This is a genomic window from Coprococcus eutactus, assembly GCF_025149915.1.
Classification (GTDB): Bacteria; Bacillota; Clostridia; order Lachnospirales; family Lachnospiraceae; genus Coprococcus; species Coprococcus eutactus.
In genome coordinates, this window is record NZ_CP102278.1 from 113711 (window position 1) to 130621 (window position 16911).

12 protein-coding genes are annotated in these 16911 nt (G+C 44.0%); 9 read left to right on the plus strand and 3 right to left on the minus strand.

What is annotated here, in order from left to right:
- The first annotated feature begins 157 nt into the window (after window positions 1-157).
- Window positions 158-898, plus strand: coding sequence for a hypothetical protein (locus tag NQ536_RS00475; protein WP_155803872.1), 741 nt, complete (start codon window positions 158-160; stop codon window positions 896-898).
- Window positions 899-927: 29 nt separating this feature from the next.
- Window positions 928-1896 (plus strand): polysaccharide deacetylase family protein, encoded by a 969-nt coding sequence (locus tag NQ536_RS00480; RefSeq protein WP_227909675.1) that lies wholly within the window; start codon window positions 928-930, stop codon window positions 1894-1896.
- Window positions 1897-1998: 102 nt separating this feature from the next.
- Here the strand turns inward: NQ536_RS00480 and NQ536_RS00485 are convergent, their stop codons facing one another.
- Window positions 1999-2787: a MerR family transcriptional regulator gene (locus NQ536_RS00485; protein WP_004852296.1), complete on the minus strand. Its 789-nt coding sequence runs from the start codon at window positions 2785-2787 to the stop codon at window positions 1999-2001.
- 215 nt (window positions 2788-3002) lie between these two features.
- Between NQ536_RS00485 and NQ536_RS00490 the strand changes: the two genes are divergently transcribed.
- The 7 genes from NQ536_RS00490 (at window position 3003) to NQ536_RS00520 (ending at window position 15543) form a co-directional block, all read left to right on the plus strand.
- Window positions 3003-7820 carry a YDG domain-containing protein gene (locus NQ536_RS00490; RefSeq protein ID WP_004852294.1) on the plus strand — a complete coding sequence of 1606 codons (4818 nt, stop codon included), beginning with the start codon at window positions 3003-3005 and terminating at the stop codon, window positions 7818-7820.
- 145 nt (window positions 7821-7965) lie between these two features.
- A complete protein-coding gene (locus tag NQ536_RS00495) occupies window positions 7966-9321 on the plus strand; it encodes a glucose-6-phosphate isomerase (protein WP_004852292.1) in 1356 nt (451 codons plus the stop codon).
- Window positions 9322-9623: 302 nt separating this feature from the next.
- Window positions 9624-11771, plus strand: a complete 2148-nt coding sequence (locus tag NQ536_RS00500; RefSeq protein ID WP_004852290.1) for a DHH family phosphoesterase — start codon at window positions 9624-9626, stop codon at window positions 11769-11771.
- Window positions 11772-11773: 2 nt separating this feature from the next.
- A complete protein-coding gene (gene rplI / locus NQ536_RS00505) occupies window positions 11774-12220 on the plus strand; it encodes a 50S ribosomal protein L9 (RefSeq protein ID WP_004852287.1) in 447 nt (148 codons plus the stop codon).
- A gap of 52 nt (window positions 12221-12272) precedes the next feature.
- Window positions 12273-13604 (plus strand): replicative DNA helicase, encoded by a 1332-nt coding sequence (dnaB, locus tag NQ536_RS00510; protein ID WP_004852285.1) that lies wholly within the window; start codon window positions 12273-12275, stop codon window positions 13602-13604.
- Window positions 13605-13645: 41 nt separating this feature from the next.
- Window positions 13646-14809 (plus strand): enoyl-ACP reductase FabV, encoded by a 1164-nt coding sequence (gene fabV / locus NQ536_RS00515; RefSeq protein WP_004852283.1) that lies wholly within the window; start codon window positions 13646-13648, stop codon window positions 14807-14809.
- A gap of 71 nt (window positions 14810-14880) precedes the next feature.
- Window positions 14881-15543 (plus strand): HAD hydrolase-like protein, encoded by a 663-nt coding sequence (locus NQ536_RS00520; RefSeq protein ID WP_004852282.1) that lies wholly within the window; start codon window positions 14881-14883, stop codon window positions 15541-15543.
- Between the two features lie 111 nt (window positions 15544-15654).
- Here NQ536_RS00520 and NQ536_RS00525 read toward each other — a convergent pair whose 3' ends face one another.
- Together NQ536_RS00525 and NQ536_RS00530 are read right to left on the minus strand one after the other, a co-directional pair.
- Window positions 15655-16239: a rhomboid family intramembrane serine protease gene (locus NQ536_RS00525; protein ID WP_004852280.1), complete on the minus strand. Its 585-nt coding sequence runs from the start codon at window positions 16237-16239 to the stop codon at window positions 15655-15657.
- 68 nt (window positions 16240-16307) lie between these two features.
- A complete protein-coding gene (locus tag NQ536_RS00530; protein WP_004852278.1) occupies window positions 16308-16910 on the minus strand; it encodes a transglutaminase domain-containing protein in 603 nt (200 codons plus the stop codon).
- Between the last annotated feature and the right edge of the window lies 1 nt (window position 16911).

A 16911-nucleotide genomic window follows, 5' to 3' on the forward strand; every position in this document is an offset into this window, starting at 1 on the left:
AATAACAGAAAAGAGCACAAAATCCAAACATTTGTCGAACGAAAATAATTGTATACGTGGGAAATGCACTCATATAATACTACCATCCGGACCGGCCAAACGGATAAGTGGGACAGGCATGACAAAAATAATCGAAAGTGTAGAGGAGAGATTAGCTATGTTTGAAACTTTGTTGAGTCAGAATGTATGTGTGTATGTGATAGTGATGTGTGGATTTATGGGAGTTGTCGGACGAATGATCATGGGTGGCTGCTTCAGGAGGCTGATAAAAGAGACGGAAACTATGGGAAGGACACGGAAAAGGGCTCTGAGGGAGATAAGAAAGCGGTATGAGGATATAAGCTTGCTGGATGTCGAGGTGAGGGATACGGCGGCATTTGTAGACAAGTACATAGACAGACTGAAAATAGGATTGATATCTGTAAATGCGTGGAATGCATTTATAAAAAATCTTGGCGTTATAGCGGCTGGGACAGGCATATTTGCGGCGGTTTATCAATATCATGTAGTAGGTGATGGGGGAGAGACAGTCAAACTGCTGATGAGCGCGCTGGCTGCGGACATGGCATTGCTTCTCGCGTACAACCAGTGGAATCCCTCGTTGTATATGAAGACACTAAGAGACAGCGTGATGAATTATCTGGGAAACAATCTGTCCAACAGGTTTTGCAGGGAGGATAGGAGACAGATGGCAGCAGCCGCGAAAGTTCCGGAGGAGGTGGAGGGAGATGCTGCAACTGTCAGGGCTGCGTGCAGCAGTGAGATACCGGTGGATAAAAAGCGGACTGAGTCAGGTCCGCGGACAGACACGGGCAGAGCCGCCCGGGCGCGGTCTGAAGGGGCTGATTATGACAAGCTCCTTGATAAAATGATGCAGAAAATACTTGCGGATGGGTAGGTGAGTAAATAAATTCAGGATGGTAAAAATTGAAGAGATGGAAGATAGCAGCATTGTGTGCTGTATGTGTTATGGGAACCTTGCTTCAGGGATGTTCGATCTATGATAAGGCTGATCTTGACAAGATGTCAGCCACGCCGGGGGATGCGTTCAGGGCTAATGCGGACAGTGACAATGGCGGGAGGAGTGATAGTGCGGAAAAAGACGACGGCAAAGCAAATGATGAGGAGAAGAATGCGGAAAATGCAGGGGAGAATACGGAAGACCTGACAAAACTCAGGGATTACAGCGCTATTTCCACAAAAAAGTATTCATGGTACATAGTCAGGGACAAGAATCACGGTATGAGCGGATGCGATAACAGTTTCCCTTTGGATCAGTATGACGCTTATTATGTGGACAGAACCTGTGCAGAAAAGGGAGAAAAGGTGATGTATCTCACATTTGACTGCGGATATGAGAATGGATATACGGAGCAGATGCTTGACGTTTTGAAGAAACACAATGCAAAGGGCTGTTTCTTTGTGACGATGACGTACATAAGGGATAACCCGGACATAATAAAGAGAATGAAGGAGGAGGGGCATCAGGTAGGAAACCACACGGTGCATCATCCGTGCATGCCGGAGAAGAGTGTGGAGGAGCAGAAAAGTGAGCTTAAGGAATGTTCGGATTTTATGAAGAGTGAAACTGGTTACGATATGGATATGTATTTCAGACCGCCGAGCGGTGAGTACAGTGAGCAGGTTCTGCAGCTGGCCAAGGATATGGGGTACAAGACCATCTTTTGGAGTATGGCTTACCTCGACTATGATGTGAACAACCAGCCGGGGACGGACTATGTCATTGATCATTTTGCGAAATATTATCATCCCGGGGCAATTCCGCTCATACACAATGTGTCATCGTCAAACGCGCAGGCACTTGATACGGTTCTCACAAACCTGGAGAAGGAGGGATATGAGTTCAGGTCTTTAAATGAGATGAAATTTGAATAGCAGTATCAGAAACAGAAGCTCTCTGCGCGGATCATGGCGGTCCGCACGGAGAGCTTTTGTGTATAAGTGTATAAGTGTTTATGATTTTATTTAAATAGTTTTTTACTCTAAATGACAGATTGGCAGTGCGATCTGTGTGATATAAGCATCTTTATTTGCTCCGTGGGTTGGAGGACCCTCCATAAACGAATTGCGAAAATAACCACAGGTAGCAAGATTGTTTTCTTTTGCATAGTCCAATAGTTTCTTCTGGACGGTGTCGAAATTTTCATATGGACCACGATAGTATATACAGATAGCTGCAGTCTGTGGAAGTTTTTTTATGTGTTCGTCATTGGTGTCAGGATCTGCAGCGATAGGTATGATATATCTTCCTGCTGATGTTGATTCGATAAAAACCTCTGTACACATTTTGCCTGCGGTGTCCAGCTGATATTTTTTTGTTGCCTCGATAAAGGTCTTGCGCAGATCTTCAGTTTTTTTGGTCAGATCAGAGTCTTTGAACTCCTGACAAAATGCAGTGAATGAGGGAAGAGTGATAAAACGGATATCCGGTTCTGATGTCTGGGACTGACGCAGCTGAAGCTGGGCTATGCACAGATCCAGCTGAGAGCGGAGCGCGGTCATACGTTCAATTACATCCTCAAGTTTTTCGGTGTTATTGAAATATTTGTTAATCTCAGACAGTGATAATCCAAGTCCCTGAAGAACTTTTATGATTCGTATATGTACGATGTTATCGGCAGAGTAGTAGCGGAAACCACTGCTCTCATTTTTGTATGCGGGTGTCAGAAGCCCCAGGTCTTCGTAGTTTAACAGCATCCTTCTTGTCACTCCAAGCATTTTAGTGACTTCGCCAATTTGATATAGATTTTTATTTGCGTGATTCATATGATTCCCCTTCCCTTAAAAATAGACAAAAAAAATTGTGAATATTGCATAAATATCGCAAAAATATTGTTGACTTGAACATTGATGTACGAATTATAATTATCATAAATTGTTAAATGGAAAGAGTCAAGAATTAACAGGAGGTAGTGGTTGCAGAGAGAAAACGGTAATGGACACACGAAAAAGAGGTTTTATTGAGAAAGAGAGGGAAGTGTATGAAAGAAAGAATTCTATGTAGAAAAGTTATGGCATGGCTCATGACAGCTTTCATGGTCATAACGTGTTTGATTTCGATAGGTGGTAAGAATACTGCCTACGCAGCGGCTATGGAGAATATCAAGGTAACAGACGTGGATATTAGCACAGATGGACACCTGAGAGGTCTCAAGTGGGGTTGGACGACCACCGGTTATGCCAGTGCGAGCTGTAAGCTTGGCATTCAGTCTGAGAAGTTCTCGACTGGCGATCTCACAAACTTTGGTGATTATCTGAACAGCCATAGGTACAGTGGATGGGCGAGTGCCGAGTCACCTGAAGGCTGCGGATTTAAAGGCTGGATAACAGAGAACTCGTTCTCAAGGAGTTCGGGTACATATGACAGAACGGATATCATTTCCGGAGAGGGAATAGATATGGGTACCACCGGTGTGTATTATCTATATACATGGACATATTACAATGGTTATGTATTCCCTGATATTTACATAGGAAGTATTGATCTGAATGCGGGCAAGATCGTGGACGCCAGCGGTAATGAAATAACATTCCAGATCGGTGGCTTTTCAGGCGGAGGCAATACAGATCCTTCGGAGGAAGAAGTTGTATTCATGAACAATGGATATCCATATGGCAAGAATATGACAAAGAGTTCGATCACTCTCGTTATGGACGTGACAGGGGAGGCTGCAACATATCAGTGGCAGAGCGCAACCAATAAGCGTGGACCATTTACAGATATTGAAGGTGCAAATGGGAGTACATATACGTTCACCCCGACTCATGGATACTGGTACAGGTGCGTGGTGGATGGCACAGCCAGCAGAGCGGTAAAGACAGTTTTTCCTTCCAGCGACAATGGAATTCAGTGGACAAAGGCGAATGAATGTTGGTATATAAGCAATGGCGTTATGGCTTATATGGCCAATGGTAATGGGTTTGATATTGTTGGCTTGTATACCAAGGACGGAAAGAACTATATGCTTGGAACAAGCTATACGAAAACTTGGGCGATGTATAGCAGAAGCGATGCTGAACCTTCGAGTGAAACCGTATCATCATCATCACCATCAGTGGCAGATTTCACAGCTTTAAGATTGTCATTTGATCCGATGAATACACATGACCTGATCTTCGATGCGGAACTAAAGGAGGGGCAACACTCATTCGCTATAGGAGCTGACGCGAATATTGGAAATGAAATCACAAGCTCTGATAGTGCAGATAAAGCGGTGCTTGCTGCCACTGTCAAGAATGGAGAATTACAGCAGATGGCGATGATGGGAGTCGCTAAATCGGCGGACGCGACAGATGAGACTCCGTCATTTGTACTTGCACCGATAACACAGGCAAGTTGTTACTGGATCGGCAATTACAGAGAAAGAAAGATTTTTGCATACAATACTGTCTCGTCAACCTACATAAAGGAAACTGCTGAAATAAATGGCCAGAGTGTTGCCTCCCTGGTTGAAGGAACAGATTCGGGATTGACAATGTCATGGACAAATGTTGAAGATGGCGGACATATAGGTTTCAAATTCAGCGTTGGAGCAGTAGCAGATGTAGGCGCTGTTACAGGACAGGTTAATTATATAACAGAAAAGCTGACAGAGCTTGATGGCGATACATCATATATCATCACTGTTGATGGCGAGTCATATGACATTGTGAGTGATATGTATGGTGATATAGCTCTTGAGGGAACAGATGATAACGACGTATCATATAGTTTGTTTGGTAAAAATATAAGTATCAGCAAGAAAGACAGTCAGGATACACCTGCTGATATAACTGTTGCAGCAAGACCGGAGGCACCATCTGCACCGAAGACTCTTGCAGACATACAGAATCCAACACCAGCCGATATGGAAAGTGCTGCAGACGGCGAAGGCGTTGAGATAGTAAGCGTGACTGGCGATTCTGTGACTGTAAGCCCGCTTGGCGGACAGCAGTATCAGTATTCGACGGATGGAGCGACCTGGACAGTTCTCGATGATCTGAATGTGTCAGATAATTATGTTATCTCAGGACTTGAAGAGAATCAGAGGGTATATGTTCGCACAAGATACGTGGCTAATACGACAAAACCAGCTTCATTGTGGTCAGATGCCAAGGTAGTCTCACGTGACCTGATCGCCGGAGTAACTGCGGAAGATACAACCTGCACTTATGATGGATTGATACATAGCCCATCTGTTACAATTGCAGATGACCTGGATGGAGCTTCTATCAGTTATTCATTGGCAGCAGATGAGCCGTACACACAGACGGTTCCAGAACTTAAAAATGCCGGAACATATAAGGTGTATTACCTTGTTACAGCAGATGAGTGTTCACCAGTATTTGGCGATGTGACTGTGACTATCGAAAAGAAAACGATCACAGCGGATAAGGTAATTGTTGATGAAAATGCATATATACAGGGAATCCAGTTCTCAGGATTGCTGGATGGAGATGAACTTGTATATGACGAGGATTATACTGTAGTACTGTGGGACGTTACACCTGGAATAGAGACGGTTGTAACTACATACAGATTTGGGCTTGCAACTACGGGTAATGCAGCCAATTACATACTTCAGAACAAGTCATGGGATATGGTTCATCATCATGACTGGACGCATGAGGTAAAAGAAGGAAGCAGTAACAAGATAATTGCATACTGCAATGAAACTGAGAATCCGGCACACTGCGCATATCAGGGCAGAAACGAGGCGGTCAGCTGTACTGTGACAGCAGAAAGCAGAGCGTATGACGGCACAGAATATGCAGGTGCAGTTGTTAATAACTGGATAACAGAGAAGACCGGAGAGGCTGCTGTTACATATTATGAGGGAACAGGTGATACCGATTATCCGGAAAATGAGAATGCGCCGGTAAATGCAGGTACTTATAAGTTTGTTGTGAAGATAGCTGATGTTACGGCTTATGCAGAATTTGAAATACAGAGACTTGATCAGAATGTTGAATTTGATGTAATCGATTACACATTTGGCGACAGTGTAGAGGCTCCAGAGGTTACAGGAGCACAAGAGGATCCTGTTATAGAGTATTACTACACAACAGAGAACAGCAACACGGATGGAACATTGTGGGAGAACTCCAGATCGGCAGATCCGGGCACATATTATATGTATGCCAAGGTTTGTGCTACAACCAATTACAATGAGTATGTAACACAGCCGGTTCAGTTCACAGTTGCAAAGAGAGAAGCTCCGACAGACATAACAGCGGCTGATATTGTGAAGACATATGACGGCAAGGCTTATGGAATAACTGTTACAGGTGATATTCCAGAGGATGCGGTTGTGACGTATGGAACTTCTGAGGATGCCTGCGATAATACTGTAAGTCCGAAGTACAGCCAGGCTTCAGATGAACCATACACTGTATATTATAAGGTTGCAGCAAGGGGATATGACACGATATCCGGACATGCAGCTATCACCATCAGCAGAAGATCACTTGCTGTATCGGGAATCAAAGCTACATCAAAGGCTTACGATGGACAGACAGAAGCAAAGCTTGACTATTCAGGCGTTGTTCTGAATGGTAAGGTCAGCGCAGATGTGATTGCAGTTACAGCCACAGGAACATTTGACAGTGCAGATGTGGGAACAGGCAAAACTGTAAGCATCACAGATATAAAGATCAGTGGCAAGGCGGCTTCAAACTATGTACTTACAGAAGATGCCCAGCAGCAGACAGCAAAGGCTGACATCACTCCTGCGGGAACAACTCTTACTGTAGGAAAGGTTGGAGCTAAGACATATGGAGGAGCAAAGTTTGCCCTCAATGTGAAGTGCAGTAGAAATGACAAGAAAACATTTACAAGCAGCAATACAAAGGTTGTCAAGGTGGATGGCACAGGCAAGGTGACTATAGTTGGTGCAGGCAAGGCGGTTGTGACAGTATCCGTTGCGGCAAATCAGAACTATAAGGCAGCTGCAGCAAAGGTTGCGATCACGGTAAATCCAAAAGCCATCAGAGTAACTGCAAATGACGCATCTAAGTATGAAGGCAAGAAGGATCCGAAGTTTACATTTACAGCGGAGGGACTTGTTGGCAAGGACAAGCTTACAGGAATTGTTCTCAAGAGAGCTGCCGGTGAGAAGTCCGGAACATACACGATCACAGTGAGCCAGAAGAAGGGTGCAAATCCAAACTACAAGATAACATTTGCCATTGGACGTCTGGTTATAAAGAAGGCGCCTAGCGTGGAGCCAAGTGGATCAGTACTCTTTAAGAAGAGTCTTCCATTCTTTGTTATGAAGGCGAAGGGAAATGCGACAGGAACAAGGATCAACCTGTCATGGGAGAAGTTCAGAGGAGCTACAGGTTATGATGTATACTGGTCGTATTGTACAGGAAAGGATGAATACAACAAGCTTGCAAATGATGCGAAGAATCTTAAGTACGCTGACAATAACCTCAACAACAGACGTGAGTACAAGTACTTCACAGTCGCATACAAGATAGTAAAGGGCAAGAAGGTATATCTAGGAAAGACGAATGTTGTCCATGTTGCCATGGTAAATGCGGCAAAGACCAATGCGGTTTCGATAACTGTCAACAAGAAAGCGGTTGCACTTGCAAAGGGCAAGACTTTCAAGATCGTCAAGAAAGTAAAGCTTGAAGATCCTAAGAAGAAGCAGTTAAATCATCTTCTTAAGAATGAGCTCTACAGAACATCAAACAGTAAGGTGGCTACTGTCTCAACGGCAGGTGTTATCAAGGGTGTTGGCAAGGGAACATGTTATGTATACGCATTTGCGGATAATGGTGTATATGCCAAGATAAAGGTTACTGTGAAGTAAAAGTAAGAGGATAAAATGTGAAGATCTCCACCGGACTGGTCAACGGTCCGGCGGAGATTTTTTAGATTATGGTTGATTATGGTATACCTATTTGCTAAAATTGAGACAATGTGAAAAATTTAATACAAGTAAGGAGAGAAAACAAATGGCACAGACAGTGAGTTTCGATTTTAAGAATGCAAAAGCCATGGCTACAGACGCTGATATAGCAGCAATAAAAGATCAGGTTGTAGCTGCAAAGGCAACACTTGTAAACAAGACCGGTGAGGGAAATGATTTCCTCGGATGGATCGATCTTCCAGTTGATTATGACAAGGAAGAGTTTGCCAGAATCAAGAAGGCAGCAGCCAAGATCCAGGCAGATTCAGACGTACTTGTTGTTATCGGTATCGGTGGTTCTTACCTGGGTGCAAGAGCAGCCATCGAAGCTTTAAGACACAGCTTTTATAATTCGGTTGACAAGTCTATCCGCAAGACACCTGAGATTTATTATGCAGGAAGCAATATCAGCAGTACATACATGGCTCATCTGCTTCAGGTAATAGGCGATAGAGATTTCTCTATCAATATCATCTCCAAGTCTGGTACAACAACAGAGCCAGGTATCGCATCAAGAATCTTCAAGAAGAAGCTTGTTGAGAAGTATGGCAAGGAGGGCGCAGCAAAGAGAATTTACGCCACAACAGACAAGGCAAAGGGAGCTTTAAAGACACTTGCAACAGAGGAAGGCTATGAGACATTTGTAGTTCCTGATGATGTAGGAGGACGTTTCTCAGTTCTCACAGCAGTTGGTCTTCTGCCAATAGCAGTAAGCGGTGCTGATATAGATAAACTTATGGAAGGTGCAGCTTCAGCAAGAAAGGATTGTCTTGCACAGGATTTCGACGATTCAGATGCAATGAAGTATGCAGCAGTAAGAAATGTATTGTACAATAAGGGTAAGTCTATCGAGATACTTGCAAACTTCGAGCCAGCACTCCACTATGTATCAGAGTGGTGGAAGCAGCTCTACGGCGAGAGCGAGGGCAAGGATGGCAAGGGACTTTTCCCAACAGCTACAGACTTTACAACAGATCTTCACTCACTTGGACAGTTCATCCAGCAGGGTTCACAGAACCATTTCGAGACAGTTATCAATGTTGTAAATCCAACGTGTGAGATCGTTATGGAGGCTGAGGACTCAGATCTTGACGGACTTAATTATCTCGCAGGCAAGACAGTTGATTTCGCAAACAAGAGTGCTATGAACGGAACTATCCTTGCACATGCAGATGGCGGGATACCTATCATCCAGATCAACATCGACAAGATCGACGAGTTTACTCTCGGTGAGCTCTTCTACACATTTGAGTTTGCATGTGGTGTGAGTGGATATACTCTCGGTGTAAATCCTTTCAACCAGCCAGGTGTTGAGAGCTACAAGAAGAATATGTTTGCTCTTCTCGGCAAGCCGGGTAACGAGGAGCTTGGCAAGGAGCTTCTTGCAAGAATCAACGGCTAATCCGATCTAATAAAAATACAAACAATACGGGCGTATATGTAATTCCTGATTTCAACATCAAATCCGGAATTGCATATACGCCTTTTGTTTTGCCAGATGATGCCGTGGGGACGGAGGTGCCTGTCCCCTCCGTCCCCACGTTGTTGATGTATATTTCTTGTAATCGGTTTTGTACAATGTTATACTTATGAAGTGTGTAGGCTTCTGCAAATTGCGCAGCGGTTTATACTAGAAATGCTATACACGCATGACAGGAATAGCGATACTTATTATGGAGACGGAAGGATTAAGGAATAGAACCGATGAGTGAAAAGAGAGATATAAATGGAGTGTATAACCGGTATAGACAGGTGCCTGTGTATCTTATAGGACTTTTCTGTCTGATGACGGTTCTTATGTATTTTGTTGGTATAGGTGCAGGTGTGATTGCAACGATATTCACACTGACATATGGAACGATAGTCGTATTCGTTTTTCTTAGGATGAATCTGCTTGAACGGGATAGATACGTGGAATTTGCCATGGAACATGGCAAGATGCAGAAGGAACTTATCAAGGAATTTCCTGTTCCATATGCCTTGCTTGATGAATCAGGCAAGGTGGTGTGGGTGAATGATAAGTTTTCAGCGATCACGGAGAGCAGCAAGAGAAAACTTATGAAACTCAATATCGTTCAGGTATTTGAGGAGGTAAATGAGGAGAATCTGCCGTATGAGGAGGATGTGACAGAGGGAGAGATCGCATTTAATGGCAGAGAATACAGATACGAGATAAAGAGGGTTCAGGTCAACAAATATGAGCCGATCAGCGAGGAGCATGATGAACAGATGGCTGGTGACGGCGATGATGTGAATGCACAGGGCGCGTCGGAACATATGGATGAAAAAGAGACAGCACATGCCGGAAACGAAAAAAAGCATGGCAAGACGGACACATTCCTTGCGTTCTATATGTTTGATGTGACGATGGTAAATCAGCTAGCTCAAGAGAATCACGACCAGAAGCTGGTTGCCGGTCTCATATATATAGACAATTATGATGAGATATTTGAGTCCCTTGAGGAGGTAAGGCATTCACTCCTTGTGGCACTTGTGGACAGAAAGATCAACAAATACATGGCAAATGTGGATGCCATAGTCAAAAGTCTTGAGAAGGACAAATACATGTTCGTGATGCCTCAGAAGTATCTCGACCAGCTCAAGGAGAACAAATTTGCTCTGTTAGATGAGGTTAAGGCCATAAATATCGGTAACGATCTGCCATTGACACTCAGTATAAGCCTTGGAACAGATTACAAGAGCTTTATAGAGAATTTTGAGGCCGCAAGATCCGCCATGGAGCTTGCGCTTGGACGAGGCGGAGATCAGGCTGTTGTCAAGTCCGCAGATAGGATAACGTACTTCGGAGGTAAGAGTCAGGGAACAGAGAAGTCGACAAGAGTAAAGGCGAGAGTTAAAACTCTTGCATTTAAGGAATTGCTTGAGACCAAGGAACAGGTTATAATAATGGCTCACAAGAATCCAGACATGGATGCATTTGGCTCGGGAATAGGAATATACAAGATGGTGGCAGCTATGGGCAAGAAGGCCCATATAGTTGTAAATGAGGTGTCATCGGCGATCAGTCCTATATATGGAAGCTTCGCATCGAGCAATGTGTATCCGGAGGATATGATCATTAACAACGATCAGGCCCTGAGCATTGTTGATGATGACACAGTTGTGGTCGTAACAGATGTTAACAATCCGGCTCTTACAGAGTGTGAGGAGCTGCTGGCATATGCTAAGAGCATAGTCGTATTTGACCACCACAGACAGACGAAGAATGTCATAGCGAATGCAACGCTCTCGTATATTGAGCCTTTTGCCTCATCCGCCTGTGAGATGATAGCTGAGATGCTTCAGTATATGGATGAGAAGATTAAGCTCAGACCTACAGAGGCTGATGCTATGTATGCAGGTATCCTCATAGATACGGACAATTTCCTGTCCAAGACGGGAGTCAGAACATTTGAGGCTGCGGCGTTCTTGAAGAGAAGCGGTGCGGATGTCATGCGAGTGAGAAAGATGTTTAGAACGGATATCGAGTCGTACCGACAGAAGGCAGAGGGCGTGAGTCACGCAGAGATGGTTCTGGATGCGTTTGCCATATCCATAATCACCCCAGAGAAAGGTCCGGAGTCGCCTCTCGTTCTGACAGCGAAGATCGCAAATGAGATGCTCAACATAGCGGGAGTCAGGGCTTCATTTGTCATAGCTCAGGTTGGGGATGATGTCAAGATAAGTGCAAGAGCGATAGATGATGTGAATGTACAGATAATCATGGAGAGAATGGGCGGCGGAGGACATGCCAACATAGCGGCAGCCCAGTTTGAAAATGCGAAAGCAGAAGATATCAAGGTAAAGCTTGTTGATCTGTTAAATGAGATGTATAAGGAAGGAGATATATAGATATGAAGGTTATATTATTACAGGATGTAAAGAGCCTTGGAAAGAAAGGCGCAATGGTAGAGGTAAGTGAGGGATATGCAAGGAATTTTATCATTCCTAAGAAGCTTGGACTTGAGGCAACTCCAAAGAATCTGAATGATCTGAAGCTTAAGAAGGCTCATGATGAGAAGGTTGCAGCTGAGAATCTTGCGGACGCAAAGGCTCTTGCGGCAGAACTGGAGAAGTCGTCAGTAACGGTGAAGATAAAAGTAGGCGAGGGCGGAAGATCATTTGGATCGGTGTCCACAAAGGAGATTTCAGATGCCATAAAGAGCCAGCTCGGCAAGGATATAGACAAGAAGAAGATTGTTATGAAGGATTCGATAAAGGCGATAGGAAGCTTCACAGTAAAGGTTAAGCTTCATCCAGAGGTTCAGGCTGAGCTTTCGGTGAAGGTGGAAGAGGCATAGAATGATTTCTCCTGCGATATTATTTATGAAGAGATAAAAGGGGGAAATCCGAATGGAAGATTCATATGCCAAGAAGAAACTGCCATATAATCTGAACGCTGAGAAGTCGGTTATCGGTTCCATGCTCATGGACAGGGATGCCATAGTGGATGCATCGGATATGCTGACAAAGGAAGACTTTTATTATGGACAGTATGGAATACTGTTTGAGAACATGGTGGAGCTCTTCAAAGAGGGCAAAGCCGTGGATATCGTAACCCTCAAGAATAAGCTTGAGGAGAACAATGTGCCAGATGAGGTCATAAGTATCAGTGCGATAGCGGATATCATGGATGCGGTGCCTACATCTGTAAATGCCAAGCATTATGCAGAGATCGTGGCAGATAAGTCGGTCCTCAGAAAGACTATAAAGCTCTGCGAAGAGGTGGAGAAAGACTGCTATCTGGATTCAGAGGGCGTGGATGCTCTTCTGGAGAGAGCAGAGAGCGGAGTGTTCAACCTTATCAAAGAGAGAAACGGTTCAAATAGTTTTGTACCTATAGATAGAGTAGTTATGAATGTAATCGATCAGATCGAGGCTGCATCAAGACAGAACACCAGGGTCACCGGTGTTCCGACAGGATTTATAGATCTTGACAATATGCTCACCGGTCTCCACGGCTCAGAGTTCATTCTGGTGGCTGCGCGACCTGCAATGGGTAAGACTGCATTTGTACTCAATATCGCACATCATGTGGCTGTCAGAAAGAAGATACCTACAGTTATATTCAACCTTGAGATGAGCAAGGAGCAGCTTGTGACACGTATGATAGCAATGGACTCACTGGTTGATTCGCAGAAGATCCAGACCGGACAGCTGGCGGAGGACGACTGGGATCAGGTGCTTGCAAGTTCAGAAAATATCGCTGCTGCACCTTTGTTTATAGAGGATACATCGGCACTCACCATCTCGGAGCTTAGATCAAAGTGCCGTAGACTTAAGAGTAAGAACAATCTGGGGCTCATAATCATCGACTACCTACAGTTGATGAGCACAACAGGAAAGGTTGAGTCGAGACAACAGTTCGTATCTGATATGTCGAGATCCCTCAAGATGCTTGCCAGGGAGCTCGATGTGCCGATCATAGCACTTTCACAGCTGAACCGAGATGTTGACAGGAGACCGGATCATAAGCCGGTGCTTGCCGATCTGAGAGAGTCTGGTTCTATAGAGCAGGATGCCGATGTTGTTATGTTTATTTACAGAGATGATTACTACAATCCGGATACGGATAAGAAGGGAATCTCAGAGATCATCATAGCTAAGCAGAGAAAAGGCGCCACGGGATCTGTGGATCTTGTATGGCTGCAGGAATACACAAAGTTTGCAAACAAGGAGCACTAACAACTTAATATAAAATATCAATAGTTTAAAGGAGATCAGAAATGGTAGTAGAGCCAAGAGTAAAAGATTATATTTGTACAACAGCACATCCGATAGGCTGCGCTCAGAATGTTAAGAATCAGATCGCATATGTGAAGTCAAAGGGCGTTGTAAAGAACGACAATGCTCCTAAGAAGGTTCTTGTGATTGGAGCTTCAACAGGCTATGGACTTGCATCACGTATCGCGGTTGCGTTTGGCTATGGAGCAGACACACTCGGTGTTATGTTTGAGAAGGAGTCGAATGGACGCCGTACAGCCACAGCTGGATTCTACAACACACGTGCATTTGAGGAGGAGGCTCACGCAGCCGGACTCTATGCGAAGTCTATAAACGGAGATGCATTTTCACAGGAGATAAAGGATCAGGTCATCGATACCATCAAGGCAGACCTGGGAAAGGTAGATATGGTAGTTTACAGTCTGGCAGCACCTAGAAGAACAACTGCAGACGGAACAAAGTATACATCAGTGCTCAAGACTGTTGGACAGGAGTACAGCAACAAGACTCTTGTGCTCAAGGACAACACTGTTACAGAGGCACATATATCAGCAGCAAATGAAGATGAGATAAACGCCACCATCAAGGTTATGGGTGGTGAGGACTGGATCGATTGGATGCAGGCGCTCTCAGATGCAGGGGTTCTGGCTGATGATGTCATCACAGTTGCTTATTCATACATAGGACCAAAGATCACATTCCCTATATATGCAGAGGGATCGATCGGCCAGGCGAAGAAAGATCTTTACAAGTCAGCAGATATCATAAATGAGAAGTTCCCTAATATAAAGGCAAAGATTGCTATAAATAAGGCCCTTGTGACACAGTCTAGTGCAGCTATACCTATCGTTCCGCTTTATATCACACTCCTTTATAAGGTCATGAAGGAAAAGGGACTCCATGAGGGATGTATCGAGCAGATGCAGAGACTGTTTATGGACAAGATCCTGGATGACACTCAGGTTGACGACAACGGATTTATCCGTATGGATGACTGGGAGATGAGGGATGACGTGCAGTCAGTTGTTGCTGAGCACTGGGACACCGTAAACAACGACAATGTTAAGGATATAGCAGATATCGATGGCTACTGGGAGGATTTTTACAACATGTTCGGATTCAGAATCGATGGTGTGGATTATTCAGCAGATGTAGATATCATGTAATATTATATGTATTAAAAAGAATACCCCACAGATTCCTGGAATTTGCGGGGTGTTTTTTGTAAGGAGGACAAATGTACAAATATTTATTATTTGACCTTGACGGCACCATCACGAAGTCTGAGGAGGGAATATTCAATTGTATGAAATATGCAATGGACTGGGCGGGTATTCCGTATCCTGCGCCGGAGGTGTTTAGAAGCTTTATCGGACCATCGCTGTATGATTCATTTGCAAATACACTTCACATGGACGATGCGCAGGCAAAAGAGATGGTTGCCAAATACAGGGAGAGATATAATGTGATCGGACTATTTGAGGCTGAGGTGTACGATGGTGTGGCTGAGACTCTAGAGAAGCTTAAAAAGAGTGGCTGTATACTTTCTGTTGCCACCAGCAAACCGACAGAACCTACACTCAGGATACTTGAAAAGTTTGGCGTGAGGAAATATTTTGATGTAGTAGTTGGAAGTAATCCTGATGGAACAGGATCAGATAAGAAATTTATTATAACTCAGGTGCTTGAAAGCCTTAAGAAAGATCATGGCCTGACGGAAGAGATGGTGATGTCCGGGCAGGCAGCTATGATTGGAGATAGACGCTATGATATAGAGGGCGGAAAAGCCTGCGGGCTCCAGACAATCGGCGTACTCTATGGCTATGGCAGCAGAGAAGAATTTGAAATTGCAGGAGCGGATCATATAGTAGAAAAACCACAGGAAATATTGAATCTATAGAAGACAGAAAACGAGCCTATATGTATGTGATCGGTAGTGATAAAAAGTGATCATATACATACAGGCTCAATATTTTTATATGTATTAGGCGTGACGTGCCCTGTAGTATGGTCATTTCCTGACGTTAGATAGGTAGCCAAAGAACGCGCCAATTATACCGCCTATTATATGGGTAAGGTTGGATACATTGTCCTTGATAAATACCCCATCCACGATTTGTCCACCTATATAGAGGATTGTAACAAGGATAAAAGTGAGAGGTATGGAGCCATCCTTTATACATGCAAAGGATGATAGCAGTATATACGCAAATACGACACCACTCGCACCGAGAAGTGCTGTGCCTGGGAAGAATATAAAATGAACTATTCCCGTCACAAAAGCAGTGGTCACTGTCACGATAAGCAAGTCGGCTGAACCGTATTTTTCTTCGAGAAGCGGACCTATCACTAGAAGCAGTGTCATATTGTTGATGAGATGGCTCCAGCTTGCGTGCCCAAACACGTGAGTAAACATTCTCACATATGTGAGTGGGTTAGTGAGCGGTGAGCGGTAAACCTCAAACAGCAGAAGATTGCTTTTTCCGTTTGTCAGGCAGTTGAGCAGATATGCGGCAAGGCATATGAGTGTGAAACTTAAGACGACCGGTGAATTAAAGGATATCCGCAATATAGTCTTTTGCTTAGTTTTTGCCATAAGTATGGTTCTCCATTTGTTTTTGCATTCAGACAATGGCGCGAAGCGACTCTGATTCGTCTGTTAATTTATGCGTCGTAATCTGGCATGTCGTTAAAATACATCTTGAGGAAGTTGGTGCTGTTCTCAAGAATCCTCATAGTGGAAGGAAGCGGTACGGCTATGAGATCATTGAATACATACTCACCTGCAGCGGAGTCTATTTCGTGTCCCATCTGTGTTTCGTTGTGAGTGTAGTCGGCATTAAATCCACCGTATTTGTTGCCTCTGGCATCAAGCCTGATCCATTTTTTTAGATCCGGGTGATATACAGCGTTCAGTGCATGCATGGCTAGTTTTCCACCCTTGTGCTTTATCCTTATATAACAAAAACCGGTGTAGAAATTATTTGCTCTGAGCAGTGCTGCCAAAAGATTTGCTTTTGAATAACTAATTCCGGTTCGTGCTTTCAGAACATCTGAAGCGCTTATCGTTATAATCGTAAAATTGCTGTCGTAAGTGTGAGAAATTTCATCCCGGACAAAATAATAACATGCCTGTATGATCTCATCGCTGCTTTTGCAACCTTCCGCAAGTTCTTTTGCCTTGGCAGCGACGATAGGATTGTCATAATCTACATATTTGTCATATTGTAAATATGCTGAATCCTTATTTCTCTGAATTAGTTGCATT

What these genes read in the sequence shown, in the direction of transcription:
- NQ536_RS00475 (WP_155803872.1), top strand. Translation starts at nt 158, where the DNA reads ATGTTTGAAACTTTGTTGAGTCAGAATGTATGTGTGTATGTGATAGTG.
- NQ536_RS00485 (WP_004852296.1), bottom strand. Translation starts at nt 2,787, where the DNA reads ATGAATCACGCAAATAAAAATCTATATCAAATTGGCGAAGTCACTAAA.
- NQ536_RS00490 (WP_004852294.1), top strand. Translation starts at nt 3,003, where the DNA reads ATGAAAGAAAGAATTCTATGTAGAAAAGTTATGGCATGGCTCATGACA.
- NQ536_RS00495 (WP_004852292.1), top strand. Translation starts at nt 7,966, where the DNA reads ATGGCACAGACAGTGAGTTTCGATTTTAAGAATGCAAAAGCCATGGCT.
- NQ536_RS00500 (WP_004852290.1), top strand. Translation starts at nt 9,624, where the DNA reads ATGAGTGAAAAGAGAGATATAAATGGAGTGTATAACCGGTATAGACAG.
- rplI (WP_004852287.1), top strand. Translation starts at nt 11,774, where the DNA reads ATGAAGGTTATATTATTACAGGATGTAAAGAGCCTTGGAAAGAAAGGC.
- dnaB (WP_004852285.1), top strand. Translation starts at nt 12,273, where the DNA reads ATGGAAGATTCATATGCCAAGAAGAAACTGCCATATAATCTGAACGCT.
- fabV (WP_004852283.1), top strand. Translation starts at nt 13,646, where the DNA reads ATGGTAGTAGAGCCAAGAGTAAAAGATTATATTTGTACAACAGCACAT.
- NQ536_RS00520 (WP_004852282.1), top strand. Translation starts at nt 14,881, where the DNA reads ATGTACAAATATTTATTATTTGACCTTGACGGCACCATCACGAAGTCT.
- NQ536_RS00525 (WP_004852280.1), bottom strand. Translation starts at nt 16,239, where the DNA reads ATGGCAAAAACTAAGCAAAAGACTATATTGCGGATATCCTTTAATTCA.
- NQ536_RS00530 (WP_004852278.1), bottom strand. Translation starts at nt 16,910, where the DNA reads ATGCAACTAATTCAGAGAAATAAGGATTCAGCATATTTACAATATGAC.